We start from the raw sequence: 26,400 nt of genomic DNA on the forward strand, positions 1-26,400 counted from the left end.
ACCCAAGACGTCAACAAGGTTATCGTGGACGACCTTGATCATCATCTGGCCCGGCGTCACGCTGCTGAGAACTTCGTGTCCAACAGCACGCTCACGAACGGCGGCAACAAAGTCTTTTACGACTTCTAAGGCGACGTCGGCCTCCAGCAATGCGACCCGGACTTCGCGTAACGCTGCATCCACGTCTGCTTCGCGAAGCGCGCCACGCTTGGTGAGGCCCTCGAAAATACCGCTTAGCCGATTGCTTAGACTTTCAAACATGATCGTTCTTTAAACCTAAATTCACACAACGAAAAAACGCCAGTGCGCGAAACTCGCGGACTGGCGGAGCCCCTTGAGACTTAGAAAACAGGAGGGCTGTCGCTGTGGCGCGGAATGTAGGGCCGTCGGCCGGGGCTGTCAAGAAGCAAGCGAAAGCTTTCGGGCAGAATCATCAATATCGCTGGGCTTTGCTCAATAACAACCTATAAGAGAGTATATTCAAGGTTTTAATTTTTTATGCAATTAGGTAGAAATAAAAGATACGTTTTGAACGAAAATTATATACTAGTTACACTAATTAAGAGTATTTACCTGAAAGGCCGTTTAAGCATATGGCGAGCGACAAAATTGGAAACACTAATTTTACCGACGTTGCGCGGGTGAGCTTGTTGAAACATATGGGGTCACGCCTTCAAAATCGTCGGGAAGAACGTGGCTTGTCCCGCGAAAACCTTGAGAACCTTATTTCCGCCAGCACAGGCACAGTGGCAAAGTTCGAGAATGGATTAAAGGATATATCGGCCGGGCAATTGTATGTGTTGGGTCGAAAGCTGGGTGTTGATATCCAATATTTTTATGATGGATATAAGGGAGAGGAAATCGTGAGAAAAAACCCTCGTGACGCGGAAATTCTAAAATTTGTCAAAGCCTACCACGCCGTCCCCAATGCCGACGTGCGAAAAAGTTTTTATGATTTGATCAAAGCAACGTCGCGACGGAAAAAGTCTTAAACAAATTTAATTAAGCAAGAATTCAAGTTACGGTGCTGTGAGCCTATTTTGGGAGAACCAGCGCCGTGCCGTCCTGTACCGTTTATCAAGATTTGAGCCCGGCGCTTTCCCCTTGGGGCCTTGTTCCCCGCGGTGGGTTCTATTCTGAGGGGCCACAAACCCACATTCTTATTGGCAACGTAGGTTCGGCGATGTGGCGATCTTTCTTGGCCGAGAACATAGACGCGCCCGATCCCCTGGACCGCTGGACCCGACAGGTGGTGGAGCCGATCGCAGAACAATTCAACGCCCAGGCTTTGTATGCATTCGAAGGCCCCCCCTATCATCCGTTCCAACGCTGGGCGATGAAGGCTGAGGCCGTCTTTCCATCACCCATTGGACCCTTGATCCATCCCAAATTTGGTCTTTGGCATGCTTATCGGGCGGCGTTGATGTTTGACCGAATGATTGATCTACCAATTCAAGAGCCTGCTGCAAGCCCCTGCGAGGCATGTGCCGAAAAACCGTGTCTGTCAGCCTGTCCGGTAGAGGCATTTTCCACTGGACGATACGATGTTCCAGCTTGCGTCGAGCATCTTGAGACACCTGAGGGAGCATCGTGTCTGAACGAAAGCTGCGCCGCCCGTCGGGCCTGTCCGGTCAGAGCACAACATTGTTATACACCTGAGCAATCGAAACATCATATGACGGCATTTCTGAGGGCCCAAACAAGCCAATCGAAGTCGTAAGTTTTTAACATCCTGGCCTATTATTTGGAACATTGGTTCAGGCACAATTATGTCAATAAACCGCTCGTATATTCAGAAAAGCGGGCATTTGCCAGTCGCTAACTTTAATTGAGTCGACTGATGATCAATCGGAGACAATTACTAAGAAGGTAATAATTCTCTCACACACTACAAATTTTCTCGCAATTTTAAAAAGCAGGTCTTACCTATAAGTTAGAACGGGTCATATTACTTTCGTTAGGAGAGCGTAAAGATGTGACCGTGATCAATAGGCCATTGTTAATATGACATACGCCCTCCCAATAGCGATGAAATTGGGGGTTTTGAAATTGGTTAAGCCAAGCGCAAAAGGGTAGTTAATAAATGTTACGTTTATCAATAGGAACCAAGCTCCGTCGTATGGGATTTAGCGATATTCTTGGTTGGCATCGACGGGTTATTGCACTCATTATGGGCTCGGAGGCGAGGCCAAAAAGGGTCCATTGCGCTACCTTTGTGGCCTTGCTTGCAGCGACGGTGATCGGCTTAACCGGTTGTGATGACGCCCCCTCTCCAAAAAAACAAAATTTTACGATAGGTCTGGTAACAAATAACCCGAATGGTTTGAAAAACATTCAGGGCTTTAAAACCGGCATGGCGACGCTCGGTTATGTCAAAGGGAAAAAGGTCAATTACGTTGGCCCGGATAAACCAGTACGGGGCAAGCACCTTAAAGAAGCTCTAAGCGAAATGGTGACGGCGAAGGTGGATTTGATATTCACCGCAGGCACGCCCACGGGTATTGCGGCTTATAAAGCAACCAAGGGTTCGAAGATCCCGGTCGTATTCGGCGTAATCGCGGATCCTATTGCAGCGGGCGTTTTGACCGACTTGACTAAACCAGGCGGTAATATGACGGGTGTCATGTTAAACAGAGATCAAGGACGCCGGTTGGAGATATTGCTACAGCTTATCCCAAACATAAAACGTATTGCGATACTGTTTAATCCGAATGACTTCGCACCCGTCAGTGCAGTCAAGCAATTGGAAATTTCTGCTAAGCGCCTAAATATTGATTTGGTCAAACTACGTTGTCCCGACAGCCCTGCGGTCACAAAATGCTTAACCGAAATTCCCAATAATATTGACGCCATCTTTATGGTTCCCGATAGCGTCGTTAATAAACGGGTTAAGGACATCGTCAAGCTGGCCAATGCCAGAAAATTACCCCTGACTGGGCCAAGCACAGCACAAATCAACCAGGGTGCCTTGCTCACTTATGGCTTTATCCATGGTAACGTTGGCGCCCAAGCCGCACGCATCGCCCATGAGATATTTGCTGGCACCAATGCCGGCGGTATACCCGTCGAAACAGCGGAATCTCACCTCGGTCTAAATTTAATAACAGCTGACAAAATTGGTTTAAAGGTTCCTGCCGCTTTCTTGCGTAAGGCTGAAATCATCGTACGCAAAGCGCCATGACTGAACCCGTTGGGGAGACTTCGTTAAAAGCATCCCTGCGCACCCGCGCCCTCGTGGTATTTATCCTCCTTGCGCTGGGGCCCATTATCATAACCGCACTCATCACTGGGCGAATTAGCTATTCTATTAACGAGGAACAAAATCAATCCCTACGGCAACTAACGCTGCAACGGGTAACCGATAACATTGAATTATTTTTGAATAAGGTTGAGGACGACATTCATTTCCTCGACCGCGTTGTCGGCATTGCGGAACTGGACAAACAGCAGCAGTACGAAACGATGAGCGCTTTTATGTTAAGTTCGAAACGCTATCAAAGCGTATCCCTATTAGATGCTGCGGGAACTAATTTGATCAAGATATCCCGTTCCAATTCCCTGGACGATCTATCGAAACAGGTGCCCGACGTGGCAAAAAAATATGGTTTTCTAGACTCCACTATGAATTTTCACTTTGGTTCTGTCCGATTTGATCCCAATTTGCGCGAACCCTTAGTCACTATTGCGGGGGCATTGATAAACCGGCGAACCGGAGACTTGGCGTATATTTTGTCGTTTGAACTCCGCTTCAAGGCAATTTGGGAATTGCTAGCAACAATTGGGCTAGACCAATCAATGGTCGCTTACGTGACGGATGGGCAAGGGATTGTCGTTGCACATCACAATCCAACGATGGTGTTGAGCAAACGAAAAATTCAGTTGGATGGCGAGAACTCACAAATTGGCATCAATGGAAAACCGGTTGTACGAAATATAGAGCGCGTACCCTCAACGGGAGGCGCGCTGATGGTCGTGGTCGAACAACCAACGTCGATCGCTCTGGCTCCAACAAGAGAATCAACAAAGGTCGTGGCATTGGTTTCCATATTTGCGCTCGGCGTAATATGGCTCATTTACCTTTATTTTAGCCGCAGCATCGTTGTGCCGATAGAAAGTCTGGCAAGGTCAGCAAGAAGCTTAAGCCAAGGTACATATCCTGATAAAATTCATGTTGATAACTTTGGCGAAGTCGCGGATTTAACGAATACGTTCAACCAAATGGTCGTCGACCTGAAGGAATCCTCGGAGCAAAATCAGCGCGCTACAAATGAACTAAAGCTAATGGTTATTGAACAAAAAAGAACGGAGAAAGACCTAAGAGAAAGCGAACTCCGACTTAAAGAGATAATCTGGGGAACGAACGTCGGCACTTGGGAATAGAACATTCCGACCGGCGAGACGAAGTACAATGATCGATGGGCGGAGATAATCGGCTATACCTTGGAAGAACTTGAGCCCATTAACTTTGATGCCGGAAGGATTTATTTTCATCCTGACGATCTAAAACGATCCGCCGAACTGTTGGAAAAGCACTTCTCTCACGAACTGGATCAATACGAAGCTGAGGTCCGTATGCGCCATAAAAATGGCGACTGGATCTGGGTGATTGACCGAGGAACGGTGGTCGAATGGACCGAAGACGGTAAACCCTTGCGCATGTCAGGAACGCACAATGACATTTCGGAACGCAAGAAATTGGACCAAATGAAGAGTGAGTTCGTATCAACGGTCAGCCACGAACTTCGAACACCATTAACATCAATCAAAGGATCGCTGGCACTCTTAGTAGATGGCGCCCTTGGTAATTTGACTGATGACGTAATGGAAATGGTGAATATGGCTTATAGGAATACCAACCGTCTGATAATTTTGGTTAACGACATTTTGGATATGGAAAAGATTCTTTCTGGCAGTATGAAATATGAATTTCAAAAGCTGAATCTCGCAAATCTCGTAGAGGAGGCGGTCGAATCCAATATGGGATTCGCAATCGAACACAGTGTTGAATTTGTACTCGCTGATCTTGATTCGAAAGTTACGGTGCTTGGTGACAGCAGTCGTCTTACACAAGTTGTTACCAACCTTCTTTCCAACGCAGCAAAGTTCTCGAATAAGGGCGAGAAAGTTGAAATCTCAGTTGCCCATCATAACAGTGTTGCGAAAGTTACGATTTCAGACCATGGACGGGGAATACCCGAAAAGTTTAGGGAGCAAATATTCGGCAGATTTACTCAGGCGGATTCCTCGGACAGCCGGGAAAAAGGCGGCACGGGATTGGGACTAAATATCTCAAAATCGATCATCGATAAACATAACGGTATGATTGATTTTGAGTCCGAAGTAGATGTCGGCAGTAAGTTCTTCTTTACGCTTCCGGTTTCTGGATGACTGCTTCAGGCCCCTTAGGGACACGGGCCGACATGAATTGCTCCCGATAATTATGTCTGCTTTAATCCCGGAAGCGGCACTAAATTCTTAACCCTAAAGCGTCGGTGCTAGCGAAAAATTTCTTTATTTGGGCCAAAGCCGCTCACCGATACTGGGACTGCCAGGCGAATGGGCTGTATATTTCACAACTCGATTGGTCCACTCGCCGTCAGTAAAAGCGAGAATTTCATGATTCATGAAATTAGTGTGATGAGCTTCTGCCGAAACAAATTCATAAAGCACCACATGCTTTGCCCAGCCCGCAACCGTTACCATCTTACGCGCCGCTATAGCGCCCTGCATGGCAGCGATGGTCGGCAACCGATAGTCTGCATACCAGGCGCTGAGATCAAATTCCTCCTCCACTGAACGGACCCTAAAATGGCCAAGTTGGATGAAGGGTCCCGGCGTGGTGGCGGGAGCCCGCTGTCGAATCTCGGGCCCATCCACACGGGCTTGTTCTGTCGTTACGACGGTACGCCTGCCTATATGTTTGGCGAACATTTTCTGCGCAATGGGGTCCTCGGAATCAACATCATCGAAGTTGGGCTTGAAGAACACATGAGGAGAACCAGCCCCAATCAACAGGGCATAATCCGAACCGGCAGGTACGCTGTCGTGATCTTCCGACCGGCCGACAAACTTAGATAGTTTTTGGATTGTTTCATCGCTCTTGATGATTCGGTAATGAGCAGCCCACAGAATGCCTGGTCGGGCCATTACGGTCGGCAAATAGGTTTCGTGCAACCATTTTAGATACTCATCTTTTCCATCTTCCGGCAAATCGTACCAAACAATGCGAATACTCTCGTCCATGTTTTTGGCTCTCCTTAGAATTCATGTTAGATCGTCCAATTAGGAGAATGTTAAGTGATCAATTTAGAAGAATACAGGGAAACCTACTTACCAATGAATTTGGATTTTTGCCAAGATAATTTGTGTCCTAAGAGAGACACATAATTTTGGAGCACATGAATGAAATCGCCGCATATTTAATAAGGAAACTGCGAATGTCCGCTCATAAGATCGGATGTGCGCTGATACCCATGATGGACCGAAACAAAAGTTCCACACTGAGGCCGAATACATTAACGCATGACCAACACCGCTATCTCTGAATATCTCTTGCAACACACGGTCGGTCCATACATCAGGGTCACGACCAGACTCCCGCGCTGGATTCTTAGAACGTCCGCATTTGTGTAGAACGCGAAATGTTAGAAGGGCTGCCTGCTAAAAATGTGGACTTCCGCCTGTTTGACACCCTATATGGCCTCATTATGAGCATGTCCTTTGTAAAAATGCATGGCCTGGGCAATGATTTTGTGGTGCTGGACGCCCGCGAGACGCCTTTAAGCTTGGGCGAATTTCAGGCTCTTGCCATTGCAGACCGCAACACAGGTGTTGGCTGTGATCAGTTGATTGTCATTGAGCCCAGTGCAGCTAAGCACGCAGATGCCTTCATGCGGATTTATAATGCGGACGGAAGTGAAGTTGATGCCTGTGGCAATGCGACCCGCTGCGTGGCGTCACTTATTATGTCCGAAGAACAATCACCAACAGCCGTGATCGAAACCGGCGCGGGGCTGCTGTATACGCGCCAAGAAAACGGCGGTCTCGTTCGCGTTGATATGGGAGAAGTAAAACTCGATTGGGCCGATATCCCGGTGGCTGAAGAGATCGACACGCTGCATTTGGGTCTCGAAGAAGGGGCATTAAAAGACCCGGTCGGTGTGAATGTCGGCAACCCCCATGCTGTGTTCTTCGTTGACGAAACCGCGGCAATTCCCTTGGCAGATTTGGGGCCGACCATCGAACATCACGGTTTATTCCCTGAACGCGTAAATGTCGGCGTTGCAGAAATTCAGACCCGTTCATCAATTCGGTTGCGGGTTTGGGAACGCGGTGTGGGAATCACTCAAGCCTGCGGCACAGGAGCCTGTGCGGCGCTGATTGCTGCGGCACGCCGAGATTTAACCGACCGCATAGCTGAGGTGGTCTTAGACGGTGGCGCTTTGACGATTGAATGGTCTGACGACAATCACGTCCATATGACCGGCCCGGTGGCGACCAGTTTTTCTGGAACCTTGAGCGACGGGTTATTGGGCTAAGATTATGTCGGAACCCCACGTCATAACCCTCGGATGCAGGCTTAATACCCTGGAATCAGAAGTCATGCGGACCAACGCGCAAGCCGCCGGCCTGAAGGATGCGGTTATCGTGAACACCTGCGCTGTGACGGCCGAGGCCGAACGCCAAGCGCGTCAAACCATTCGCCGCTTGCGCCGCGAACGACCGGGCGCACGGATTATTGTCACCGGATGTGCGGCCCAACTGAGCCCAAAAAAATTCGCCGACATGCCGGAGGTGGATCGGGTCGTCGGTAATGCAGAGAAGCTGGAACCCGGCGGCTTGGTCGGCGACGATGGTATTCATGTTTCGGATATTATGGAGATCAAGGAAACCGCAGGGCATTTGTTGGAAGGCTACGAAGAACGCACTCGGGCGTTTGTACAAGTTCAGCAGGGCTGCGATCATCGCTGTACGTTCTGCATCATTCCTTTTGCGCGGGGGCGCAACCGCAGTGTCTCTATTGACCGGGTGATTGAGCAGGTCCAGAAGCTTGTCAGCAACGGCTACAAAGAAGTCGTACTAACTGGCGTTGATGTCTGTTCTTATGGCGCGGACTTATCTGACGGTTCAACGCTGGGTGTCTTGGTGCAGCGCTTGTTGGAGGCGGTGCCAGACTTGCCGAGGCTTCGCCTGACGTCCTTAGACCCAGCCGCCATGGATGAGGAGCTGTTTGAGCTATTAGCTGACGAGCCCCGCTTCATGCCGCATTTGCATCTCAGCCTTCAAGCGGCCGACGACATGGTGCTGAAGCGGATGAAACGCCGCCATTCCCGGGCCGATGCCATGACGGTCTGTGAACGCGCTCGTAAAGCGCGACCTGATGTGGTGATCGGCGCAGACTTAATTGCGGGCTTCCCCACTGAAACTGACGCGATGTTTGAAAATACGCTGAACGCGGTCACTGATATGGGCCTGACATACCTTCATGTCTTTCCCTATTCTTCCCGACCCGGAACACCTGCGTCGAACATGCCGATGGTAGCGGGTAATGTTCGAAAAAATCGCGCTGCCCGCATTCGGGCGGCAGGAGACGGGGCCATGAAAACCTTTCTGAACAGTCGGGTAGGAAGAACTGCCGACGTGCTGGTCGAAAAGGATCGCTTGGGCCATTGTCAGTATCTCGCCCCTGTGCGCCTATCCTTTGATGCGCCGGTAGGATCAATCCAAACGGTCCGCATCAGCGGCGTAGAAGACGGCCATCTGATTGGCGACCCATGACTGAGGACATTACTGGGGAAAAGAAAACTGGCTGGCTGGGACGTCTGAAAGCAGGGCTAAGCCGTTCATCAGATAAAATCACCGGCGGCATTACGGATTTATTCACCAAGCGGAAACTTGATCGTGAAACGCTTGATGAGCTGGAAGAAATTCTTATCACCGGCGATTTAGGTGTGGCGACGGCGGGTAAACTCACTCAAGCCCTGGCCGACAGCCGCTTTGGCAAAGAAATCACCCCGGAAGAAGTTAAAGACGCTTTGGCTGACGAAGTTGCTAAAATCTTGCAGCCTGTAACCCAGCCCTTTGAGGTCGATACGAACAAATCACCTCATATTGTTTTATTCTGTGGCGTTAATGGCAGTGGCAAAACGACGACCATTGGAAAGATGGCCAATCTTTTCGCCAGCCAAGGATTAAAAGTGATGCTGGCAGCGGGGGATACGTTTCGTGCTGCCGCGATCGAACAATTGCAAGTCTGGGGTGAACGGGTCGGGTGTCCCGTTATTGCCAAGGAAACTGGCGCAGATGCAGCGGGTCTCGCCTATGAAGCCATCGAACAGGCGCGTGCCCAAAGCGTAGATGTGCTGATGATTGATACCGCAGGGCGATTGCAGAACAAAACTGATTTGATGGCCGAATTGGAAAAGGTCATTCGGGTGATCAAGAAACTCGATCCTGAAGCACCGCATGATTGTCTGCTGGTCCTGGATGCAACGGTCGGCCAAAACGCGCATTCGCAGGTCGAGGTTTTCCGTGACATGGTCAACGTGACCGGCCTTGTGATGACCAAGCTTGATGGATCAGCCAAGGGCGGTGTTGTGGTTGCCCTCGCCGAAGCCTTTGGTCTGCCGATGCATGCTGTGGGGGTGGGCGAAGCGATTGAAGACCTTCGACCCTTTGAGGCCCAAGCATTTGCCCGCAACTTGATGGGGCTAGAAGCCTAGGGACTGAGATTATGGCACTGCAACCTCATCTCGTCGCATTGGTGCTTTTGGCCGCGATCACCCACGCGACGTGGAATGCTTTGGTTAAGACGAGCGGCGATGATCGTTTTCTGACCATGGTGTTTGTGGTCGGTGTCGGGACTGTGCTCGGTATTCCCTTAATCCCGTTTATACCGCTGCCCCACCCAGATTCATGGCCATATCTGGCGGCGTCCACCCTGCTTCATAACGGATACTATGTCATTCTGATCATGGCCTATCGGGTTGGAGATCTCAGCCAAGTTTATCCTCTTGCGCGGGGGACGGCACCGCTGTTGGTGGCGCTGTTGGCGGCCTATTTCGCCGGCGAAACTTTAGGACTTGGCGGCATGGTTGGCGTCGGACTGGTCTCTGTTGGGATCGTTAGTTTGATGTTTGTCGGGGGAATCCCTAGAGGCGAAGCACAAAAGCCCATATTTCTCGCCCTCGGTACCAGCGTTTTCATTGCGAGCTATACAATCGTCGATGGTTTGGGGATGCGGCTGGCGGGCCCACCATGGGGTTACATCCTCTGGCTAAACATCTTGGAAGGCATCCCTTTCATAATCGCAGCTTACTTTCTGCGACACCGCCATGACGTCAGTGGGTTTTTCGAAAGGCGTTGGAAAAAAGGTTTTGCTGGCGGCGTCTTGGCCATCGTCGCTTATGGTTTGGTGCTTTATGCGTTGAGCCAAGGAGCGATGGCGTACGTCGTCGCGATGCGTGAAACATCTGTGCTGTTCGTCGCCGTGATTGGATCTCTTATTTTAAAGGAAACATTCGGCAAGGTCCGGATCATCGCCGCCATGATCATTGTAACGGGATTGGTCACTCTCCAACTAAGCGGCTGATCAACTTTTCGAGATCACGGCTTAAATTTCCGCCAAAATTGCTTATTGTATTTCAACCAATCAACACGGAGGAAAATAATGAATATCGCACTCAGAAGAATTTTAGCCGGGTTTTTAGTTCTCGCAATTGGAATCGCCGCTGGCGATGCATTTGCACAAAAGAAACCACCAAAACGGTCGTTCACAAAAATCACCGGTGATCTTTACCGCGCTCAAAATAATTTCCATTTTTCCGTGGTTCTAGATACCAAAGACGGCGTGATCGTTACTGATCCAGTAAATGCGAAGTTTGCAGCCTGGGTGAAGGCCGAAGTCAAAAAGCGGTTCAATAAGCCGATCAAGTACTTGATCCTCAGCCACGACCACCGCGACCATATCGCCGGTGGTGAGGTGTTTGCCGACACGGCAACGGTGATTGCCCACGAAAATACCCGTGCAACCATCATCGCCGAAAAACGCCCGACGGCCGTGCCTGGCCTGACGTTCGCGAATTCTATGACGGTTGAACTGGGCGGAAAAACGGTCGAGTTAACCTATGTCGGCCCGAGCCATTCCAACGGCATGATCGTGATGAATTTCACAAATGAGCGGACGATCTACATCGTCGATATCTTCACTAAAGGTCGGGTCGGATATAAGGGCCTTGGCGACAGTTATTGGCCGGGCTGGATCAATGCTCTGAAAAAAGTTGAAGGCATGGACTTTGACAAGCTTGCTCCGGGACATGGTGCCATGAGCACACGGGCGGATTTGGTTGCCCAACGCACGTACTTTGAGGATCTTTATAGTGCTGTCTTGCAGGGGGCCAGGGCGGGCAAGTCTTTGGCTGAACTGCAAGGCTCAATCAAGCTCGAGAAATATAAGAGCCTCGGCATGTACGACAAATGGTTCAAGTTGAACATCGAAGGGATTTACAAGCGCGTAACCCTTCAACGCCGAGGGAACTAAAGACTATTCAGGCGCTTTTTCGGGCTCTACAAATTCGCCGGTAGGGTCGGTTTCCAGGAGAAGTGCCACCCGATCAAATGCTGCCGCATTGGTAGACATTTGATCGGCGAGGTCTGGATTTTGCGCGCCGACGTCGTTAAAAAATTTGGCCGCATTGCGAAGTAGATCGGTCGCGAGCTGTATGTGGGTTGGCATGCAGAACTCCTGTTATGGCAAGAAATTCAATAATCCATCTTGATGGTGATGGCCGTGCTTTTACCATTAATTTTTACGGCAGCATCCTCGAACTCAGGTGGCCCTAGAAAAACCGGGGCGTTGTTACTGAAGGCGTACCCTTCAAGCGGAATTCCCAAAAATCCTTGGTCAAATTTTCCATTGGAATTTTCATCGTGATAGATAGCGACCGCGTAGTTTCCCGGCTTCAAGTCCGAAAATACCGCCACCACACCATTGGATTTGGCGGGAAGTTTTGTGCCGACAAGCTTGCCGGTCCGTTTTGGAAACGTTTCGGGTCTATCATAGACTGCAAAGTAAACAGTGCCGTCGCTGGACTGTAAATTTGTAACGTTGACCTTCAACTCGGTGGCATTCGCCTTCTCGATGGTCGGCAAAAGTAACCCGGCCAAAACGGCAATCCCCCAACAAAATTTATTTAACGTCACTCGTATCCCCAACTTTTTAAACACCGAAGGCGGTTATATGGCGGTTTTCGTAAGTAATCGCAATCCTTTGGTTGATATCAGAGATTTGTGTTTCACCGCTATTTGAACAAAATTGCGCGGAAAACCGGTTAAAATTAACACTGGCCAACGCATATATCTTTATGATCACTCTGTATGTTCCTCCAATTTTCCGATTGGGGTCAAATGTTAAGGGACAAGGAGGTCCTAAATGTGGCAGGCGTTTTCCCGGTTTGTGGTCGGTGAGCCGACGCGCACAGAGTTGCCCCAACGGGTGCGCGAGACCATCGCACGGCAACAAGAAAATAGTGAGATCCTAATCGGCTGGGCGCAACTGACATTGGTCGTGTTGTTCGGCGTGCTCTATGCGATTTCGCCAAAGACATCCCCGATGATGGGGTTTGAGCCGGTGCCAGTGGCATTGGCGCTTTATCTGCTGTTTACGGTCGGTCGTTTGGCAATCGCATGTAAGAGGAAGATTACCAGCGGGGTCTTGATGGCGTCGATTGTGATGGACATCAGCTTGTTGATGTTTCTGATTTGGACCTTCCACATCCAATATGAACAACCGCCATCGTTTTATCTAAAAGCCCCGACCATGCTCTACGTCTTCATTTTTATTGGCCTTCGGGCTTTGCGGTTTGACCCTCGATATATCTTGGCAACAGGTGCTGCAGCTGTGGCCGGTTGGGGAATTTTAATGACCTATGTGATGGTGTCTAATCCACAAGATGCCATGATTACCCGCAATTACGTGGAGTACATGACGTCGAATGCGATTTTGGTCGGCGCAGAAATCGACAAGATGGTTTCTATAATTGTCGTGACGGTAGTGCTTGCGGTTGCGGTGACGCGGGCCCAGCGGTTGCTTAACCAAGCCGTTGTAGACAGCACCTTGGCGCACGATCTTTCCCGATTTGTCTCGCGCGAAGTGGCGGATCATATTGCAGAATCCGATACCGGCATCCAGCCTGGTGATGGCGAAAGTCGGATCGCAACGGTTATGTTTACAGACATTGAGGGCTTTTCCACATTTTCCGAGAAACTATCACCAGAAAATTTGGTGAAAGTCATTAATGACTATTTTGCCGTCACCGGTGGGATCGTTGCAAAATATGGAGGCGTAATCGTCCAATTCGAAGGCGATGCCATGTTGGTGACTTTTAACACGGTCACGCCTGACGAGGATCACGCGGCCAACGCCGTGCGGGCCGCTATTGAAATTGAGCAGGCGATGGAGACGGAGGTCTTTAATGGCATTAAACTCAAGACTCGGTGCGGCATCAACACTGGTGAAATGGTCATTGGTGCAATCGGGACTCAAGAACGGCTGGTCTTCACGGTTCACGGTGACGAGGTGAATATCGCGGCCCGCTTGGAACAACTCAACAAGGATTACGGCACCTATATTCTGGCCAGCGAAAGTGCTGTGGATGCCGCAAACAGTGGCTTTTCCTTTAAACGTGTTGACGAGGTGACAGTGCGGGGTCGCAATGCGCCGACCGCTGTTTATACTATTTCGAAATCGTAATAACTATCGAAACAGCGCTTCGCGGGTATGCGCCGTTGGCCCCTTGTCCACACTAATTTGGATACTGCTGCGCGACCATTTTCCTTCGCCCTTCTTGAGTAGCTTCAGGACAAAGTCTTTGTTTTGGGGTGTTAAGATATTGGTTAACTTAGTCAAAGCCCTCTTTGCAGCGCGGGCGTCTGCGTGAAGGGGAACACCTACATCACGGTGATAGTCTTCCCATACAAAGCGAATGTTCAGCACCTGGTTGCGCTCTCTCGGGTGGCGCTCTGCGAAGACGCGTACCGTTTCGCGGTTGCCTAAGATGCAGCCATAAATGTTGCCGAAGATACTCGATTCTCGACAGTTGAGCGTTCCGGTAATTTTTTTAGTTACGTAGTCGAAATTATTTATGTCGTTGCTCAAGGCATCGGATGCAGGCGCTAAAAACGCAAGGGTCATTAGGAGGGGAAGAAATTTCATTAACTGACGATACTAACCATTATCCTTGATCTTTGGTATAAACCGGAGGTGCCTAAGATAAAATAAGCAATTGCGGAAGGAAACGGATTAAAAATGCAATCTCTCGGGAGCTCTGGCGACGAACTCGTCAATGTGATCCATGGATTGGCCAGTGGGAATATTTATAAGGCCAATCAATCGGACGAAATCCCCTCGCTTCCAGGTGCGTATTTGCTCGCTGTTTTTCTCGCCAACCCCTTTGATCTCAGTGTCTCAACCCTACCAGCCACGACCTTGCCGCGGGGATGGTATATTTATGCAGGCAGTGCCCGAGGGCCGGGCGGTTTAAAGGCGCGGGTTGGTCGTCATCTACGTCGGGGAAAATCACCGCGCTGGCATATTGACCCGTTAACCGAGGCGGCGACTGAGATGTTCGCGAGTCTTTATGTCGAAGGACGCGAATGTGGTCTGATGACGAAAGTAATCAAATCACAGCGTTTCCAAGTGCCGGTTCCGGGCTTTGGCAGCAGCGATTGTCGAATTTGTCCGAGCCACTTAGCAGCATTCATCGCTTAAGAAATTTATTTAATTTGGCGAACGGGCATTGAAATTTAAGAATTTAGCGTCATTTTAGGGACGCTCTTTTCAGATGATAAGGTGAAGTATGATCAAAACGCGTATTCTTCTTGGGCTTTGTATGATGTTAGCCTTAGCCGCCGTTCAGTCCGGCTCCGTTCAGGCAGACGATACCTCCAAGCTGAAATTGGCTCAAGAAGTCGGCAAGGTTTTGCACTTGGAACGAGTCATGACTCAAATGGCTGATGGCGTTGCGGCTCAGATAAACAAGCGTCTTAAGGAAAGCAACAAGGAAGTTGCCCCAGACGTATACAAAGAAGTCCAAGACCGGGTGCGCGAGCACTACTCCATTCTCATTCCAAATATGTCGAAGATCAGCGAAGAAGCCATTGGGCGGCTTTATACAGAAGAAGATTTAAAAATTTTGCTGGCGTTCTATAAAACAGAAGCCGGTCAAAAAACTCTCAGCCTCATGCCCCGGATTATGCGCGAGGTCATGACATGGGCGACCCCTCGGTCCCGCCACATGGCGCAACAGGTATACAGCATGCTGAAGGACCAGTTGGGCAAAAAGGGTTTTAAGCTCTAATCAACAATTTGAGTCACGGATTCTTGACCACGCCCATCAGTTCCTTCATCTTTTGGCCGCGTTCGTATTTTTTAATATATAGCCATCTATAACGCGTCGGGTTGGCACCAACGATTTCACGGGAGATATAAATGACTGAAGATATTAACGTGGCCTTGGTCGGCTTAGGCCGAATCGGCAGCCAGTTTGCGACCAGCCTAGCCCGACAGATAGACCAAAGAGCCAAAGCGATTAATATCGTTGCAGTGGCAGAGCAAGACCCGAACTCTGAAACTGCTCAGATGTTTGCTGATGATGATGTCCCCGTCTACACCGACGCCGCTGAGATTGTAGAACTAAGTGATGAAGTCGATATTATCTTCGATCTTACCGGCGTGCCGAGCGTAACTCAGGACTTGCGCGACAGCCTGGAAATGACCGGCAACCGACATACAGTTGTCGTTCCTGAGGTTGTTGCTCGCCTGCTCTGGGAATTTTTAGAAGAAGGTGTTCCGTTGCTGGCTCCTATTAGATAAGGTTTTTGACAATACTATCAGTTCGGTGATTGATCGACTATGATCGCAGAGCGTGATTGGCGAATGTCGTTGATCTCATAGGAGGAACAAATGTCTGATACCATCAATGTGGCCCTGATCGGCCTTGGTCGAGTTGGCAACCAATTTGCGGCCAGTCTAGCAAAACATATTGAGCAAGGTAATGAATCCATCAAGATCATCGCGGTGGCCGAACAGGACCCGAACTCCGACGCTGCCAAAAAGTTTGCCGCCGATGGCGTGCCTGTATACACCGATGCGGCGGAGGTTGCGTCTTTAGGTGAAAAAGTAGATATCATCTTTGACCTCACCGGCGTGCCTTCGGTGCGACAGACATTGCGTGAAAGTCTGCAAAATACCGACAACCGACATACGGTTATCGTTCCCGAGGTCTTCGCCCGCCTGCTCTGGTCGTTCTTGGGGGAGGGCACGGCGTTGTCTGGTCCTGTCAGAACCGGTTACTGACCAGTTGGACGCCCGGTGGCACGATACTAGACCACCCTTAGCCCACAAATATCTCTACAACCAGCTTTCATTAATTTTTTCTGTTGACATATTTCGATAATTGTCGAAATATCAAAATATGGAAACTGAAAACGCCATTGAGGCCTTTAGCGCCCTAGCGCAGGAAACCCGGTTAAGTGTCTTCCGGCTGCTTGTTGCAGCGGGCTCAGACGGCATGCCTGCTGGAACAATTGCCAAGGCATTATCTGCAACACCCTCAACGTTGTCGCATCACTTGTCGTTGCTTGAGCGCGCTGGATTGCTGCGTTCCTGGCGGGTGCAGCGACAAATATTTTATGCCGCTGACTACGAAGGCGTGCGCCAAGTGCTGGCGTTTTTGATGGATGATTGTTGCAGTGGAATTCCAGAAATTTGTGGCCAACGACCAAGCCAACCCCTGAATTAAGTATTAAAGGAGACGAAAGCTATGAAAAGATTGCACCTACATATCAACGTTACAGAATTGGACAAAGCGGTCGGATTCTACAGTACCTTGTTTGCAGCGAAGCCCACTGTACAGAAAGACGACTACGCCAAGTGGATGCTGGATGACCCTCTGGTAAATTTTGCCATCAGCTCGCGCAGTTCGACTGAAGGCTTGAGCCACTTGGGAATTGAGGCTGAAACACCGGCGGAACTAGTCGATGTCTACGACCGATTGGAAGATGCCGGTGGGCCGACTTTAAAAGAAGGCGCAACCACGTGCTGCTATCACCAGTCGGAAAAATCATGGATCGACGATCCCGCCGGCGTGTCGTGGGAAACCTTCATGACCACCGGCGAAAGTGAAACATTTGGTCAAGACGCTGGCGAAGGTGTGAGCCAAACGAACGCCTGTTGCGGATAAACAGTACATGACTGACTATTCTTTTCCCCGGCGTCTGGCTGGGGAAGCGCTGGGCACATTATTTTTGCTGGCAACTGTCGTTGGCTCGGGCATCATGGCGGAGCGGTTGGCGGATGGAAATATCGCCCTGGCGTTGCTCGCGAATACCATTGCCACCGGCGCTATTCTGGTGGTGTTGATCCTTATATTTGGGCCCATATCAGGCGCGCACTTTAATCCTGCGGTGACTCTATCATTTGTACTGCGGCGTGAGATGAAGGGACGGGACGGCGCGATTTATGTCTTAGTGCAGATCGCGGCCGGGATCATCGGGGTCTGGATTGCTCACGCGATGTTTGCCGAGCCCATTCTTATGCTCTCGACCACGGCTCGGTTTGGGTTTGGCCAGTGGTTGGCAGAAGCCGTTGCGACGTTTGGACTGGTGGCGACGATCTTAGGGTGTCTTCGCCATCGAGCCGACGCGATCCCCTACGCGGTCGGGCTTTATATCACGGCAGCCTACTGGTTCACCGCCTCAACGTCGTTCGCCAATCCAGCCGTAACCATCGCCCGGTCTCTCAGCGATACGTTCGCCGGAATTTTGCCGACCCACGCGCCTGCATTTATCATTGCTCAGGCGGTCGGTGCAATTGCAGCAACTTATGTGTTTCAGTGGATGGGAAAGATCAACAAAGAGGCGGACTAAATTGGCGATTCGCACGGTTTTGTAAAATTAGCCCCAGGTCGAGATTGTTGGCTTGGTTTTGTCCTTCGGAAAATTTAAAGTAATTTCAATATATTGCGGTTATAGCCCGACCAACACACAAGTTTTTGTATCATTAACCTTTTGTTTACCATATTCTGAGTCCCGGTTTATGGCATCTTTATGGATGCTGACGGGGGGCTCATGGTGCGGAAAAAAGGTTGGATATTTTCCTTTGCCGGAGGACTGTTGACAACAACAGCCGTTATGGCGTCGACCGCGCCATCAGGTTGGCAGAGCCTGGAGGGGCGAGGAGATATCAACGGTGGATATACCTTTAACCTTCCCGGCAACCTTCAACGGGGCATACAAACGGCAGCCCTTGAAATTGCTCAGGTTCCAGAAGAATACAAACGACCCTTTTTGACTCTCCGGAATTTACCCAGCGGAGCCGAATTACAACTGCAACCCTTTCAAATCATCTTGCCCGGGTTCAAGTTTCCACCGCTGGAGGAAGAAAAGAGTCGCCTTGAAAAATTTGCAGACCCAACTGAATTAACGAAGAACGGCGCGCCGGCCGCCGATAAACCAACGAAGACGGTTGAGCCGGACGAATCAGTGACCCCGCCAGAGCCTGCTTTGGTGGGACAGGTGACACCTCAGCTGCCTGAAAAATCAACGTGGAAGCCCAAGGTTTCCTTAGCTGAAAAAATTGGCGGTAAATCAAAGTCCGTGGTTATGGCGACACCTAAGATGGTGCCAGACAAACAGACGTCACAAGCCCCGGTCGATTTTCCGCCACCGCCACTATCGGCACCTAGACCCAATTTTAGCAATGATGGGGAAGGGTCCTATCTGGCGGTGCGGGTCGTGGGTATAGATGAAGCGCCTTCCGTACAGGCGGTCGATGGTGCCGATCTAAACGTTTCGCCGGAAAAAGGTTTCGCCGTGACGGCGGCAATTGGTTACGGGTGGGGGGGATTTAGAACCGAAGGCGAAGTCATGTATGCCCAAGCAGACCTCGACCAAATTTCGGTGAATGCGCCGGGCGATATAAGCGGCCTGACTTCAGGCACATTTTCGGCACAAGGCTCTCAGACTTACGCCGGAATGCTTCTCAATGGGGCCTACGATTTTCAAAACGATTCCGGTTTTGTGCCTTTTGTCATGGTGGGAGGGGGAGCAGTTTATCAATCGTTGAAAGACGCTCGTGCTGGAAGCGTAAGCATTCCTAATGTGAGGGATTGGGCGATGGCCTATCAGGCAGGTACTGGCGTGAATATCGGGCTGACTAGAAATTTATCGGCAGAAGTTTCATACCGTTATTTGGGAGTGACAGACGGCGATCATTTTCGTGCTGATGCGACCCATACTTTGGCGGTCGGCGCAAAAGCATTATTCTAAGGATAAATTAGGCTTTCCAAGAAACCAACGGCACGCCATTTTGTAGGCTTCTGGAAAAGGAGCCTTTCGCGTGCCTGATAATTTGACGTCCAATCCTACGGATAAAGTCGTTCCCCTCATCCCGTTATGCTCAGAGACGCTCGAAGCCAACGCATCCACACGTATCGCGGCGTTCGATGCATGGTTCGCAGATCAGTCGGACAGCCTAAAATCCTGGGTCACATCCAGCGGGTTTAATGCCAAGTCAGGAACGGTCTGTCCTCTTCCTGGGGAAGACGGAACATTGGTGGGGGTTCTTGTCGGCTTGGGGGAAGCGCCATCGCTTTGGGACTGGGCCGCGATTCCTGGCGCACTCTCGCAAGGAACCTATCGACTAGAGGCTAATCTACAACCTTCCGAAGCGAATGAATTGGTTCTCGGATGGGAATTAGCGACTTATCAGTTTGCCCGCTACAGAAAAAAGTCAGAGGGACTGCCCATTTTAATTTGGCCGAATAATTGTGATCAGGACGCTCAGGAGCAAACAGCCAAGGCAATTTATCTGGTGCGTGATTTAATCAATACACCCGCGTCTGATATGGGACCTGAGGAACTGGCGGCAGCGGCGGCAGAGTTGGCAGGCGATCATGGGGCTGCTTGCCGTGTGATTGTCGGTGATGATCTGCTCAAACAAAACTATCCGGCCATCCACACCGTTGGACGCGCCAGCCCCCGTGAACCCCGTTTGATAGATGTTACGTGGGGTGAGGATCATCATCCGAAAGTCACCCTGGTCGGCAAGGGAGTGTGTTTCGATACCGGTGGCCTAGATCTTAAACCGTCATCCGGCATGCAATTGATGAAGAAGGATATGGGCGGCGCGGCAAATGTGTTGGGTGCTGCGAGCATGATCATGGCGGCGGGGTTGCCTGTTCGATTGCGCGTCCTGATCCCGGCAGTGGAAAACAGTGTCTCAGGCAATGCCATGCGACCCCGCGACGTCATCATCACCCGCAAGGGCCTGGGCGTGGAAGTGGGCAATACAGATGCCGAAGGTCGGCTTGTTCTGGCCGACGCGCTAACCGATGCCTGCGCGGAAGACCCCGACTTGATTATTGATTTTGCGACGCTCACTGGGGCCGCCCGAGTTGCACTCGGCGCGGAACTGCCAGCCCTATTTTGTAATGATGAGGAAATGGTTGCGGGGTTGCTTGGAGCTGCAGAACGCACCAATGACCCTCTGTGGCGACTACCATTATGGAACCGATATAAAAAACATATCGAAAGCAAGATTACGGACTTGAATAATTGCCCAGATAATAGTTATGGTGGAGCAATCACTGCGGCTTTGTTTTTACAGTCGTTTGTTGAGCCGAGTATCCCTTGGGCCCACATTGATTTGATGGGTTGGAACCAAAGCCCCCAGCCAGGGCGCCCTGAGGGGGGCGAAGCCATGGGAGCCCGGGCCGTGTTTGAATTTATTAGAGATCGTTTCGGAAAAAAATAGAATTTCCGGTTGCTCGCACGATGTAGTAATAATATTGTATCGGTATCGAATTGAATTAGGTGGTGTCATGGGCGTCGAAATTGATGAAATTCAGGCTTTAGATCTTTGGCGACGCGCATCCGTTACGACAGTGAGACGGGATGCACCTGATCTGTCTGCACGCCAAATGGCCTTGCTTTTGACGGTTTATTTGACCCCCCCGCCTCATACCGTTCGGGGAATGGCGGAAGTTCTGAATATTTCGAAACCAGCGATTACACGCGCCATTGACCGATTGACAAAACTTGAACTGGTGCGGCGCAAGGAAGATGAAAATGATCGCAGAAGCGTTCTCATCCACAGGACCGTACGCGGCTCTGTCTTCCTAAATGAGATTGGCGAAATTATTTCCCTCGTCGCTCGCGATTTAAAATAATATTTCTGTGGCTTAAGTGCTAGGCCGTGCGAAGGTTATGTGCCTTCGGTGTTTTGAATCGCGCGAGGTACGTGGGTAGAATTGATTCTGCTGCGACCGGCTTGATCCCAAGGTCCTTAAATCCCTTAGATTTACGGTTCACAATGTTATCATTTTTGAGCAGAAGAACCTGATCGCAGGTTAGCAAAGGCTTCGGAAGCATTTGTAGAAACCATCCGTCAATCATCGCCTTCCAGAACGGAATTGGGATCAAAAGCTTTTTCCGGCTGGTTTGACGAAGAACCAGTTCCATCAATTCCTTGAAGCTATAAATCGTCGGGCCGCCCAATTCGTAGGTATTCCCAGCTGCCTTTGATGTGCCCAAGATTGCCATGATTCCATCGGCCACGTCACCGACATAGACGGGCTGGAATTTGGTGCCTCCGTCGCCATAAATGTCCACATCCAGTGCGCCTTTCTCACCGAACAAAGTCAGCTTGGGGATTGCCGGGCACCCAAACACCGGCAGCATCGGTGAAAACTGCGCAAGCCCTGCAAAGCGGTTGAAAAACTGATCTTCCGGCCCAAAAATAACACTCGGCCGAACAATGGTAGCACCTGGAAAGGCTTTTTTAACCGCAGCCTCTCCTTCGGCCTTGGTTTTTGCATATGCTGATGGGGATTTTGCAGATGCGCCAATTGCAGATACCTGGATAAACTGTTCAGCACCCGCGTCCTTAGCCGCCTTCGCAACCCGCAGGGCACCATCGGCATGAACATTTTTAAACGTGTTCTTGCCCCATTCAGACAGAAGGCCAACAAGGTTGATCACGATATCTGCGCCATCGCAGGCCAATCGAACCTGGGCATCATCATTTATGTTCGCGTGCATAGGAACGACCTGTCCGGCATCGCCCATGGGTTTCAAAAAATTAGCAGCTTCGGGGTCTCGGACAGCAACCCGCACGACCGCGTCCTGTTTTGCCAAACGGTTCACAAGGTGGCGCCCCAGAAAACCGGAACCGCCAAATATTGTCACCACAGAAGATGTCATGGCCATGGATCGATCACTCCGCAAAATTAAAATCAACACCCCCCTTATACACCTAAAAACCATGTTTGACATCCGCTTGACGCAATCAACAGTTAACCATTCCCTTAAGACCCGGTTGACATCATCGCGCCAGGGGTCTAACGACAGGGCAGACGGCAGGGAGCACGACGATTATCGTATACTCACGACGTCGATGCCCAGGTGGCGGAACTGGTAGACGCGCAGGTTTCAGGTACCTGTGGCCGCAAGGTCGTGGAAGTTCGAGTCTTCTCCTGGGCACCATATTTTTTAATTCGCTGGGCGAGAGGGTTGCACCTTGAAAGACAGCGCCGAAACAATAGAGCTTCACCGGGGAGATTTGCCTTCGGACGTTAGCTTTGGCGACAGCGTCGCAATTGATACGGAGACCATGGGTCTGCTTCCGGAGCGGGACAAATTATGTCTTGTCCAGCTTTCCGGCGGTGACGGCATTTGCCATTTGGTTCAGGTGTCTGATGGAAATTACGATGCCCCTAATCTCAAAGCCCTGTTGACCGACGACAAGGTCACAAAAATCTTTCACTATGCTCGGTTTGATGTGGCAATGTTGCGCCAATACATGGGCGTAGAATGCCAACCGATCTATTGCACCAAAATAGCTTCCAAGTTGGTTCGGACCTATACCAGTTCGCATGGATTGAAAGATTTGTGCCGCGAAATTCTGGGCATTGAATTATCAAAGGCTCAACAGTCTTCGGATTGGGGCGCTAAAACACTGAGTGATGAGCAAATTCATTACGCGGCGTTGGATGTGTTGTACCTGCACCGCCTACGTGAACGGCTCGATGAAATGCTTGGCCGGGAAGGCCGCACAGAATTGGCCCAAGCATGCTTTGACTTCCTTTCCGTCCGTGGGGACCTTGATCTTCTAGGATGGCGCGACGTCGATATCTTTGCCCATTAAGCTGATTTTAAGTCTCCTAAATTTAAGCTTCTTTAAGGCCATTTTTCCCCTGTTTCATTGACGAATCAAGGGCTTGGGCGCATACTCTGCGCGGTTTAGTGCTGCCAAATTCAATTCTCGGACTAATCGCTCATATTAATTCGTTAATTAGTGCCAGAAATAGAGACGAACAACTTCATATCGGCGGGCGACAGGCATATATAACCCGCAAGGAACAAACGTACGGATTAATATGAATTCACCTAAAGCCACGGCTCTTACTACTGGTACAGACGACGTTGGTGATGTGGCGTCCGGTCTCGACTCGGCAGAGCGGGTACTTCGTCTCGAAATCGAAGGACTTCAGGACTTAGCGAACAGTCTTGATGATCAATTTTCCAAAGCGCTTGAAGTCATCGCCGCTATGACTGGCCACGCGGTTGTTACCGGGATGGGTAAAAGTGGTCACATCGCCTGCAAGATCGCGGCGACTCTTTCATCCACAGGAACACCCGCGCTGTTTGTCCATCCTGCAGAAGCCAGCCACGGCGATCTCGGCATGATCCGCGAAGGTGACGTGGTGGTCGCCTTGTCTAATTCAGGCGAGACCACCGAATTGGGCAGCCTGATTGATTACACCAAGCGATTTGAAATTCCCTTGATCGCCATGACGCGCAATGTCGGGAGCACACTTGCCAAGGCGGCCACGGTCGCGTTGATCCTGCCAGAAAGCACTGAAGCCTGTCCTATGGGATTGGCACCAACAACATCAACCACAGCACTGTTAGCGTTGGGTGATGCTATTGCGGTGGCGCTTTTAGAACGCAAAGGATTTTCACCAGATGATTTCCATGTATTCCACCCTGGCGGGAAGCTAGGCCAGCAACTCTTGAAAGTTGCCGATTTGATGCATGCGGGGGATGCCTTGCCATTGGTCACACGCAACGTTGTGATGGCGGATGCGTTGTTGGTCATAACGGCGAAAAGTTTTGGCTGCGTCGGTGTGACCGGCGACGACGGTCAACTGGTAGGCGTGATTACCGATGGCGATTTGCGGCGACACATGAGCGCTGATCTTTTGGCGGCGAAAGCTGGCGACATCATGGCCGGAGGGTTCAAAAATATCCACGCCAGCGCCCTTGCGGGCGAGGCATTGCGGGTCATGAACGCTGGGAAAATTACCAATTTATTTGTGGTTGAAGACGGCAAGCCTGTCGGCATCCTGCATATTCACGATTGCCTGCGCGCAGGCGTGGCGTGACAGGAGACGAAATTGTGGCACTAGCAGGACAACCCATCGTTACCCCTTCGAGGGAGGGCGCACCCAGACGAAGCGCTCGTGGTGAGGGAGGTGGCGCCAACACTACGGTTCCTCGCCGCCATACCCCAGGCTATACCCGGTTTGTTAATCTGATGAAAATGGTGCTGCCGTTGGTAGCGCTTGTGTTGATTTCATTGGTTCTCGTATGGCCGCACTTAAAACCGGCAACAAACAAATTTAAAATTGGAATTGCAGCACTGAAAACCCAATTCACGAAAGACGCTAACATGACCAACCCCCGCTATGTGGGAACGGATAAGAACCATCGTCCATTCAGCGTGACAGCGGACATTGCCAAGAACCTGTCAAAAAACAGTGGTGCCGTGGAAATGGAAATGCCGAAGGCGGATATTACTTTAAAAGACGGGTCTTGGTTGGTCTTAACCGCAAAGGAAGGCGTGTTTAACCGAGATGCCAAGAAGCTGGAACTTCAGGGTTCCGTCAACATGTTTCATGATTCGGGATACGAATTTAGAACCGCAAAATTGCACGTGGATTTGGAAACTGGCACAGCAACCAGCAAGGTTCCTGTGCAGGGGCAAGGTCCTTTCGGCACCCTAAAGTCTGAAGGTTTTCGCTTGGTTGATAAGGCGCAAACCATCTTTTTCACCGGAAAAACCCAAATGATCATCTACCCCGGGATAAAGGGGTCAAAAAAATGAGTGTTAGGAAGGACTCAGGCTCATTCTTACGCCATCGCTCTCTTTTATGGGGCGGTATTTTGGCGTTGGTCTTGGTTTGGAACCCTGCCACTTCGACGGGGCAAAATCTGAATTTAAACAGTGGTAAATCAGGCATACCGTTGGAAATATACGCCACCAACGGTGTTGAGTGGCAACAAGAACAAAAAGTATTTATTGCCCGTGGAAATGCGAAGGCGATTCGCGGTACCCTTACCCTAAAGGCGAACGAACTCGCAGCGCTTTATCGCGAGCAGAAGGGCGGCAACACAGAGGTTTATCTCCTGAAGGCGAAGGGCAATGTCCGCCTGATATCACCGGGACAAAAAGTGACCGGCCAAAAAGGAATTTACGACGTTGATAATGCTATTCTGACAATTAGCGGCGGAAAGCGGGTCAAGTTTACGACAGCGACCGATGAAATTACCGCGTCGAAGCAATTGGAATATTGGGAGAAGCGGCAGATGGCCGTTGCGCGGGGTGATGCTGTTGCCGTGCGCAAGGGTCGGCGTCTTCGTGCTGATACCCTAGCGGCCTATTTTCGCAAAGATAAGAAAGGCCGATCATCGGTCTACCGGGTCGAAGCCTTTGATAATGTTCGCATCCGGACCGCTCAAGACACTGTGACAGCGAACCGAGGTGTTTATAATGTTAGCAGTGGAATTGCCACTCTGACGGGCGCTGTAAAGATTATTCGCGGCCAAAACCGACTAAATGGTTGCAGGGCAGAGGTAAATCTGAATACAGGTATATCGAAGTTATTTAGTTGTCCTCAGACTCCAGGTAAAAACCGTGTCCGGGGTGTTCTAAAACCTATAAAGAAAAAATAAAGGTCCCTTCCGTACCCTCTACGTTCAATGACAGATATTACAAGAGATCCAACGGGCTCACCAAAGCCCATACAACGCTCGAAAAAGGGACCGAAGCTTGTCGCCGACAATCAGGGGCTTTTTGCGAAAAACCTGGGCAAACGTTTTAAAAAGCGACCCGTGGTCCGCGGTGTATCCCTGTCGATACAACGGGGCGAGGTCATCGGGTTGCTCGGGCCTAATGGAGCTGGCAAGACCACTTGTTTTTATATGATCACGGGTCTGATCTCCCCTGATTACGGCACGGTCGTCATTGATGGTCATGACATCACAGATCTGCCGATGTATCGCCGGGCACGCTTAGGCATCGGTTATCTGCCTCAAGAGGCCTCTATTTTCAGAGGACTC

Annotated in this window: 32 protein-coding genes and 1 tRNA gene; 27 read left to right on the plus strand and 6 right to left on the minus strand. The window is 50.4% G+C overall.

Annotated features, from left to right (window positions below; all coding sequences use genetic code 11):
• Positions 1-261, minus strand: a 261-nt coding sequence (locus HOM51_06605; GenBank protein MBT5034176.1) for a signal recognition particle protein, incomplete at its 3' end; no start/stop codon positions are given.
• Between the two features lie 332 nt (positions 262-593).
• Between HOM51_06605 and HOM51_06610 the strand changes: the two genes are divergently transcribed.
• The 5 genes from HOM51_06610 (at position 594) to HOM51_06630 (ending at position 5,388) form a co-directional block, all read left to right on the plus strand.
• Positions 594-992, plus strand: coding sequence for a helix-turn-helix transcriptional regulator (locus HOM51_06610; GenBank protein ID MBT5034177.1), 399 nt, complete (start codon positions 594-596; stop codon positions 990-992).
• Between the two features lie 65 nt (positions 993-1,057).
• Positions 1,058-1,720, plus strand: a complete 663-nt coding sequence (locus HOM51_06615) for a hypothetical protein (GenBank protein MBT5034178.1) — start codon at positions 1,058-1,060, stop codon at positions 1,718-1,720.
• Positions 1,721-2,083: 363 nt separating this feature from the next.
• Positions 2,084-3,181, plus strand: a complete 1,098-nt coding sequence (locus HOM51_06620; protein ID MBT5034179.1) for an ABC transporter substrate-binding protein — start codon at positions 2,084-2,086, stop codon at positions 3,179-3,181.
• Positions 3,178-4,380: a HAMP domain-containing protein gene (locus HOM51_06625; protein MBT5034180.1), complete on the plus strand. Its 1,203-nt coding sequence runs from the start codon at positions 3,178-3,180 to the stop codon at positions 4,378-4,380. Before HOM51_06620 ends, HOM51_06625 begins: the two co-directional genes overlap by 4 nt.
• Positions 4,381-4,440: 60 nt before the next feature.
• The gene (locus HOM51_06630; protein MBT5034181.1) at positions 4,441-5,388 is read left to right on the plus strand and encodes a PAS domain-containing sensor histidine kinase; all 948 of its coding nucleotides are present in this window, start codon (positions 4,441-4,443) and stop codon (positions 5,386-5,388) included.
• A 123-nt stretch (positions 5,389-5,511) separates the two neighbouring features.
• On the opposite strand, the gene HOM51_06635 is transcribed toward HOM51_06630, so the two are convergent.
• The gene (locus tag HOM51_06635; GenBank protein ID MBT5034182.1) at positions 5,512-6,243 is read right to left on the minus strand and encodes a hypothetical protein; all 732 of its coding nucleotides are present in this window, start codon (positions 6,241-6,243) and stop codon (positions 5,512-5,514) included.
• A gap of 464 nt (positions 6,244-6,707) precedes the next feature.
• Between HOM51_06635 and HOM51_06640 the strand changes: the two genes are divergently transcribed.
• The 5 genes from HOM51_06640 to HOM51_06660 all read left to right on the plus strand — a co-directional run bounded on the left by HOM51_06640 (position 6,708) and on the right by HOM51_06660 (position 11,539).
• The gene (locus HOM51_06640) at positions 6,708-7,538 is read left to right on the plus strand and encodes a diaminopimelate epimerase (GenBank protein ID MBT5034183.1); all 831 of its coding nucleotides are present in this window, start codon (positions 6,708-6,710) and stop codon (positions 7,536-7,538) included.
• Between the two features lie 4 nt (positions 7,539-7,542).
• Entirely contained in the window at positions 7,543-8,778 is a 1,236-nt protein-coding gene (mtaB, locus tag HOM51_06645; GenBank protein ID MBT5034184.1) for a tRNA (N(6)-L-threonylcarbamoyladenosine(37)-C(2))-methylthiotransferase MtaB, read from the plus strand.
• Complete coding sequence (ftsY, locus tag HOM51_06650) at positions 8,775-9,722, plus strand: signal recognition particle-docking protein FtsY (GenBank protein ID MBT5034185.1); 948 nt, start codon at positions 8,775-8,777, stop codon at positions 9,720-9,722. The genes mtaB and ftsY overlap by 4 nt, the downstream gene beginning before the upstream one ends.
• Before the next feature lie 11 nt (positions 9,723-9,733).
• Positions 9,734-10,591, plus strand: coding sequence for an EamA family transporter (locus tag HOM51_06655; GenBank protein MBT5034186.1), 858 nt, complete (start codon positions 9,734-9,736; stop codon positions 10,589-10,591).
• 78 nt (positions 10,592-10,669) lie between these two features.
• Complete coding sequence (locus tag HOM51_06660) at positions 10,670-11,539, plus strand: MBL fold metallo-hydrolase (protein ID MBT5034187.1); 870 nt, start codon at positions 10,670-10,672, stop codon at positions 11,537-11,539.
• A gap of 3 nt (positions 11,540-11,542) precedes the next feature.
• Here HOM51_06660 and HOM51_06665 read toward each other — a convergent pair whose 3' ends face one another.
• Positions 11,543-11,734: a hypothetical protein gene (locus HOM51_06665; GenBank protein MBT5034188.1), complete on the minus strand. Its 192-nt coding sequence runs from the start codon at positions 11,732-11,734 to the stop codon at positions 11,543-11,545.
• A 26-nt stretch (positions 11,735-11,760) separates the two neighbouring features.
• Positions 11,761-12,201 (minus strand): DUF2141 domain-containing protein, encoded by a 441-nt coding sequence (locus HOM51_06670; protein MBT5034189.1) that lies wholly within the window; start codon positions 12,199-12,201, stop codon positions 11,761-11,763.
• 229 nt (positions 12,202-12,430) lie between these two features.
• Here HOM51_06670 and HOM51_06675 point away from each other — a divergent pair, with 229 nt between their 5' ends.
• On the plus strand, positions 12,431-13,750 hold the full coding sequence (locus HOM51_06675; protein ID MBT5034190.1) for an adenylate/guanylate cyclase domain-containing protein: 1,320 nt from the start codon (positions 12,431-12,433) through the stop codon (positions 13,748-13,750).
• Between the two features lie 3 nt (positions 13,751-13,753).
• Here HOM51_06675 and HOM51_06680 read toward each other — a convergent pair whose 3' ends face one another.
• Entirely contained in the window at positions 13,754-14,212 is a 459-nt protein-coding gene (locus HOM51_06680; GenBank protein ID MBT5034191.1) for a hypothetical protein, read from the minus strand.
• A gap of 93 nt (positions 14,213-14,305) precedes the next feature.
• On the opposite strand from HOM51_06680, the gene HOM51_06685 reads away from it, so the two are divergent.
• From HOM51_06685 to HOM51_06730, 10 genes are all read left to right on the plus strand, one after another.
• Complete coding sequence (locus HOM51_06685) at positions 14,306-14,767, plus strand: GIY-YIG nuclease family protein (GenBank protein MBT5034192.1); 462 nt, start codon at positions 14,306-14,308, stop codon at positions 14,765-14,767.
• Positions 14,768-14,855: 88 nt separating this feature from the next.
• The gene (locus HOM51_06690; GenBank protein MBT5034193.1) at positions 14,856-15,356 is read left to right on the plus strand and encodes a DUF2059 domain-containing protein; all 501 of its coding nucleotides are present in this window, start codon (positions 14,856-14,858) and stop codon (positions 15,354-15,356) included.
• A 131-nt stretch (positions 15,357-15,487) separates the two neighbouring features.
• On the plus strand, positions 15,488-15,871 hold the full coding sequence (locus HOM51_06695; protein ID MBT5034194.1) for a hypothetical protein: 384 nt from the start codon (positions 15,488-15,490) through the stop codon (positions 15,869-15,871).
• Between the two features lie 90 nt (positions 15,872-15,961).
• Entirely contained in the window at positions 15,962-16,354 is a 393-nt protein-coding gene (locus HOM51_06700; GenBank protein MBT5034195.1) for a hypothetical protein, read from the plus strand.
• Between the two features lie 118 nt (positions 16,355-16,472).
• Complete coding sequence (locus HOM51_06705; GenBank protein ID MBT5034196.1) at positions 16,473-16,799, plus strand: helix-turn-helix transcriptional regulator; 327 nt, start codon at positions 16,473-16,475, stop codon at positions 16,797-16,799.
• A 21-nt stretch (positions 16,800-16,820) separates the two neighbouring features.
• Positions 16,821-17,240, plus strand: coding sequence for a glyoxalase/bleomycin resistance/dioxygenase family protein (locus tag HOM51_06710; GenBank protein MBT5034197.1), 420 nt, complete (start codon positions 16,821-16,823; stop codon positions 17,238-17,240).
• A 7-nt stretch (positions 17,241-17,247) separates the two neighbouring features.
• Positions 17,248-17,925, plus strand: a complete 678-nt coding sequence (locus HOM51_06715) for an aquaporin family protein (protein MBT5034198.1) — start codon at positions 17,248-17,250, stop codon at positions 17,923-17,925.
• A gap of 201 nt (positions 17,926-18,126) precedes the next feature.
• Positions 18,127-19,326, plus strand: a complete 1,200-nt coding sequence (locus tag HOM51_06720; GenBank protein ID MBT5034199.1) for a porin family protein — start codon at positions 18,127-18,129, stop codon at positions 19,324-19,326.
• Between the two features lie 118 nt (positions 19,327-19,444).
• On the plus strand, positions 19,445-20,812 hold the full coding sequence (locus HOM51_06725; protein ID MBT5034200.1) for a leucyl aminopeptidase family protein: 1,368 nt from the start codon (positions 19,445-19,447) through the stop codon (positions 20,810-20,812).
• 67 nt (positions 20,813-20,879) lie between these two features.
• Positions 20,880-21,227 (plus strand): MarR family transcriptional regulator, encoded by a 348-nt coding sequence (locus HOM51_06730; GenBank protein MBT5034201.1) that lies wholly within the window; start codon positions 20,880-20,882, stop codon positions 21,225-21,227.
• A 19-nt stretch (positions 21,228-21,246) separates the two neighbouring features.
• On the opposite strand, the gene HOM51_06735 is transcribed toward HOM51_06730, so the two are convergent.
• On the minus strand, positions 21,247-22,260 hold the full coding sequence (locus HOM51_06735; GenBank protein MBT5034202.1) for a complex I NDUFA9 subunit family protein: 1,014 nt from the start codon (positions 22,258-22,260) through the stop codon (positions 21,247-21,249).
• Between the two features lie 195 nt (positions 22,261-22,455).
• On the opposite strand from HOM51_06735, the gene HOM51_06740 reads away from it, so the two are divergent.
• From HOM51_06740 to HOM51_06765, 6 genes are all read left to right on the plus strand, one after another.
• A tRNA-Leu gene (locus tag HOM51_06740) sits at positions 22,456-22,542 on the plus strand.
• A 127-nt stretch (positions 22,543-22,669) separates the two neighbouring features.
• Entirely contained in the window at positions 22,670-23,203 is a 534-nt protein-coding gene (locus HOM51_06745; protein MBT5034203.1) for a ribonuclease D, read from the plus strand.
• Positions 23,204-23,435: 232 nt separating this feature from the next.
• On the plus strand, positions 23,436-24,443 hold the full coding sequence (locus HOM51_06750) for a KpsF/GutQ family sugar-phosphate isomerase (protein ID MBT5034204.1): 1,008 nt from the start codon (positions 23,436-23,438) through the stop codon (positions 24,441-24,443).
• Positions 24,444-24,457: 14 nt separating this feature from the next.
• Positions 24,458-25,165, plus strand: coding sequence for an LPS export ABC transporter periplasmic protein LptC (gene lptC, locus HOM51_06755; protein ID MBT5034205.1), 708 nt, complete (start codon positions 24,458-24,460; stop codon positions 25,163-25,165).
• Complete coding sequence (locus HOM51_06760) at positions 25,162-26,013, plus strand: hypothetical protein (protein ID MBT5034206.1); 852 nt, start codon at positions 25,162-25,164, stop codon at positions 26,011-26,013. Before lptC ends, HOM51_06760 begins: the two co-directional genes overlap by 4 nt.
• Before the next feature lie 27 nt (positions 26,014-26,040).
• Positions 26,041-26,400: ATP-binding cassette domain-containing protein (locus tag HOM51_06765; protein ID MBT5034207.1), on the plus strand; the 360-nt coding region annotated here is incomplete at its 3' end.

It is taken from the genome of Rhodospirillaceae bacterium, from assembly GCA_018660465.1.
GTDB lineage: Bacteria > Pseudomonadota > Alphaproteobacteria > Rhodospirillales > JABJKH01 > JABJKH01.

Coding starts and splice junctions, on each gene's coding strand:
- HOM51_06610 (MBT5034177.1), top strand. CDS start 594: ATGGCGAGCGACAAAATTGGAAACACTAATTTTACCGACGTTGCGCGG.
- HOM51_06620 (MBT5034179.1), top strand. CDS start 2,084: ATGTTACGTTTATCAATAGGAACCAAGCTCCGTCGTATGGGATTTAGC.
- HOM51_06625 (MBT5034180.1), top strand. CDS start 3,178: ATGACTGAACCCGTTGGGGAGACTTCGTTAAAAGCATCCCTGCGCACC.
- HOM51_06635 (MBT5034182.1), bottom strand. CDS start 6,243: ATGGACGAGAGTATTCGCATTGTTTGGTACGATTTGCCGGAAGATGGA.
- HOM51_06640 (MBT5034183.1), top strand. CDS start 6,708: ATGAGCATGTCCTTTGTAAAAATGCATGGCCTGGGCAATGATTTTGTG.
- mtaB (MBT5034184.1), top strand. CDS start 7,543: ATGTCGGAACCCCACGTCATAACCCTCGGATGCAGGCTTAATACCCTG.
- ftsY (MBT5034185.1), top strand. CDS start 8,775: ATGACTGAGGACATTACTGGGGAAAAGAAAACTGGCTGGCTGGGACGT.
- HOM51_06655 (MBT5034186.1), top strand. CDS start 9,734: ATGGCACTGCAACCTCATCTCGTCGCATTGGTGCTTTTGGCCGCGATC.
- HOM51_06660 (MBT5034187.1), top strand. CDS start 10,670: ATGAATATCGCACTCAGAAGAATTTTAGCCGGGTTTTTAGTTCTCGCA.
- HOM51_06665 (MBT5034188.1), bottom strand. CDS start 11,734: ATGCCAACCCACATACAGCTCGCGACCGATCTACTTCGCAATGCGGCC.
- HOM51_06675 (MBT5034190.1), top strand. CDS start 12,431: ATGTGGCAGGCGTTTTCCCGGTTTGTGGTCGGTGAGCCGACGCGCACA.
- HOM51_06680 (MBT5034191.1), bottom strand. CDS start 14,212: ATGAAATTTCTTCCCCTCCTAATGACCCTTGCGTTTTTAGCGCCTGCA.
- HOM51_06685 (MBT5034192.1), top strand. CDS start 14,306: ATGCAATCTCTCGGGAGCTCTGGCGACGAACTCGTCAATGTGATCCAT.
- HOM51_06690 (MBT5034193.1), top strand. CDS start 14,856: ATGATCAAAACGCGTATTCTTCTTGGGCTTTGTATGATGTTAGCCTTA.
- HOM51_06695 (MBT5034194.1), top strand. CDS start 15,488: ATGACTGAAGATATTAACGTGGCCTTGGTCGGCTTAGGCCGAATCGGC.
- HOM51_06700 (MBT5034195.1), top strand. CDS start 15,962: ATGTCTGATACCATCAATGTGGCCCTGATCGGCCTTGGTCGAGTTGGC.
- HOM51_06705 (MBT5034196.1), top strand. CDS start 16,473: ATGGAAACTGAAAACGCCATTGAGGCCTTTAGCGCCCTAGCGCAGGAA.
- HOM51_06710 (MBT5034197.1), top strand. CDS start 16,821: ATGAAAAGATTGCACCTACATATCAACGTTACAGAATTGGACAAAGCG.
- HOM51_06715 (MBT5034198.1), top strand. CDS start 17,248: ATGACTGACTATTCTTTTCCCCGGCGTCTGGCTGGGGAAGCGCTGGGC.
- HOM51_06720 (MBT5034199.1), top strand. CDS start 18,127: ATGGTGCGGAAAAAAGGTTGGATATTTTCCTTTGCCGGAGGACTGTTG.
- HOM51_06730 (MBT5034201.1), top strand. CDS start 20,880: ATGGGCGTCGAAATTGATGAAATTCAGGCTTTAGATCTTTGGCGACGC.
- HOM51_06735 (MBT5034202.1), bottom strand. CDS start 22,260: ATGACATCTTCTGTGGTGACAATATTTGGCGGTTCCGGTTTTCTGGGG.
- HOM51_06745 (MBT5034203.1), top strand. CDS start 22,670: ATGGGTCTGCTTCCGGAGCGGGACAAATTATGTCTTGTCCAGCTTTCC.
- HOM51_06750 (MBT5034204.1), top strand. CDS start 23,436: ATGAATTCACCTAAAGCCACGGCTCTTACTACTGGTACAGACGACGTT.
- HOM51_06760 (MBT5034206.1), top strand. CDS start 25,162: ATGAGTGTTAGGAAGGACTCAGGCTCATTCTTACGCCATCGCTCTCTT.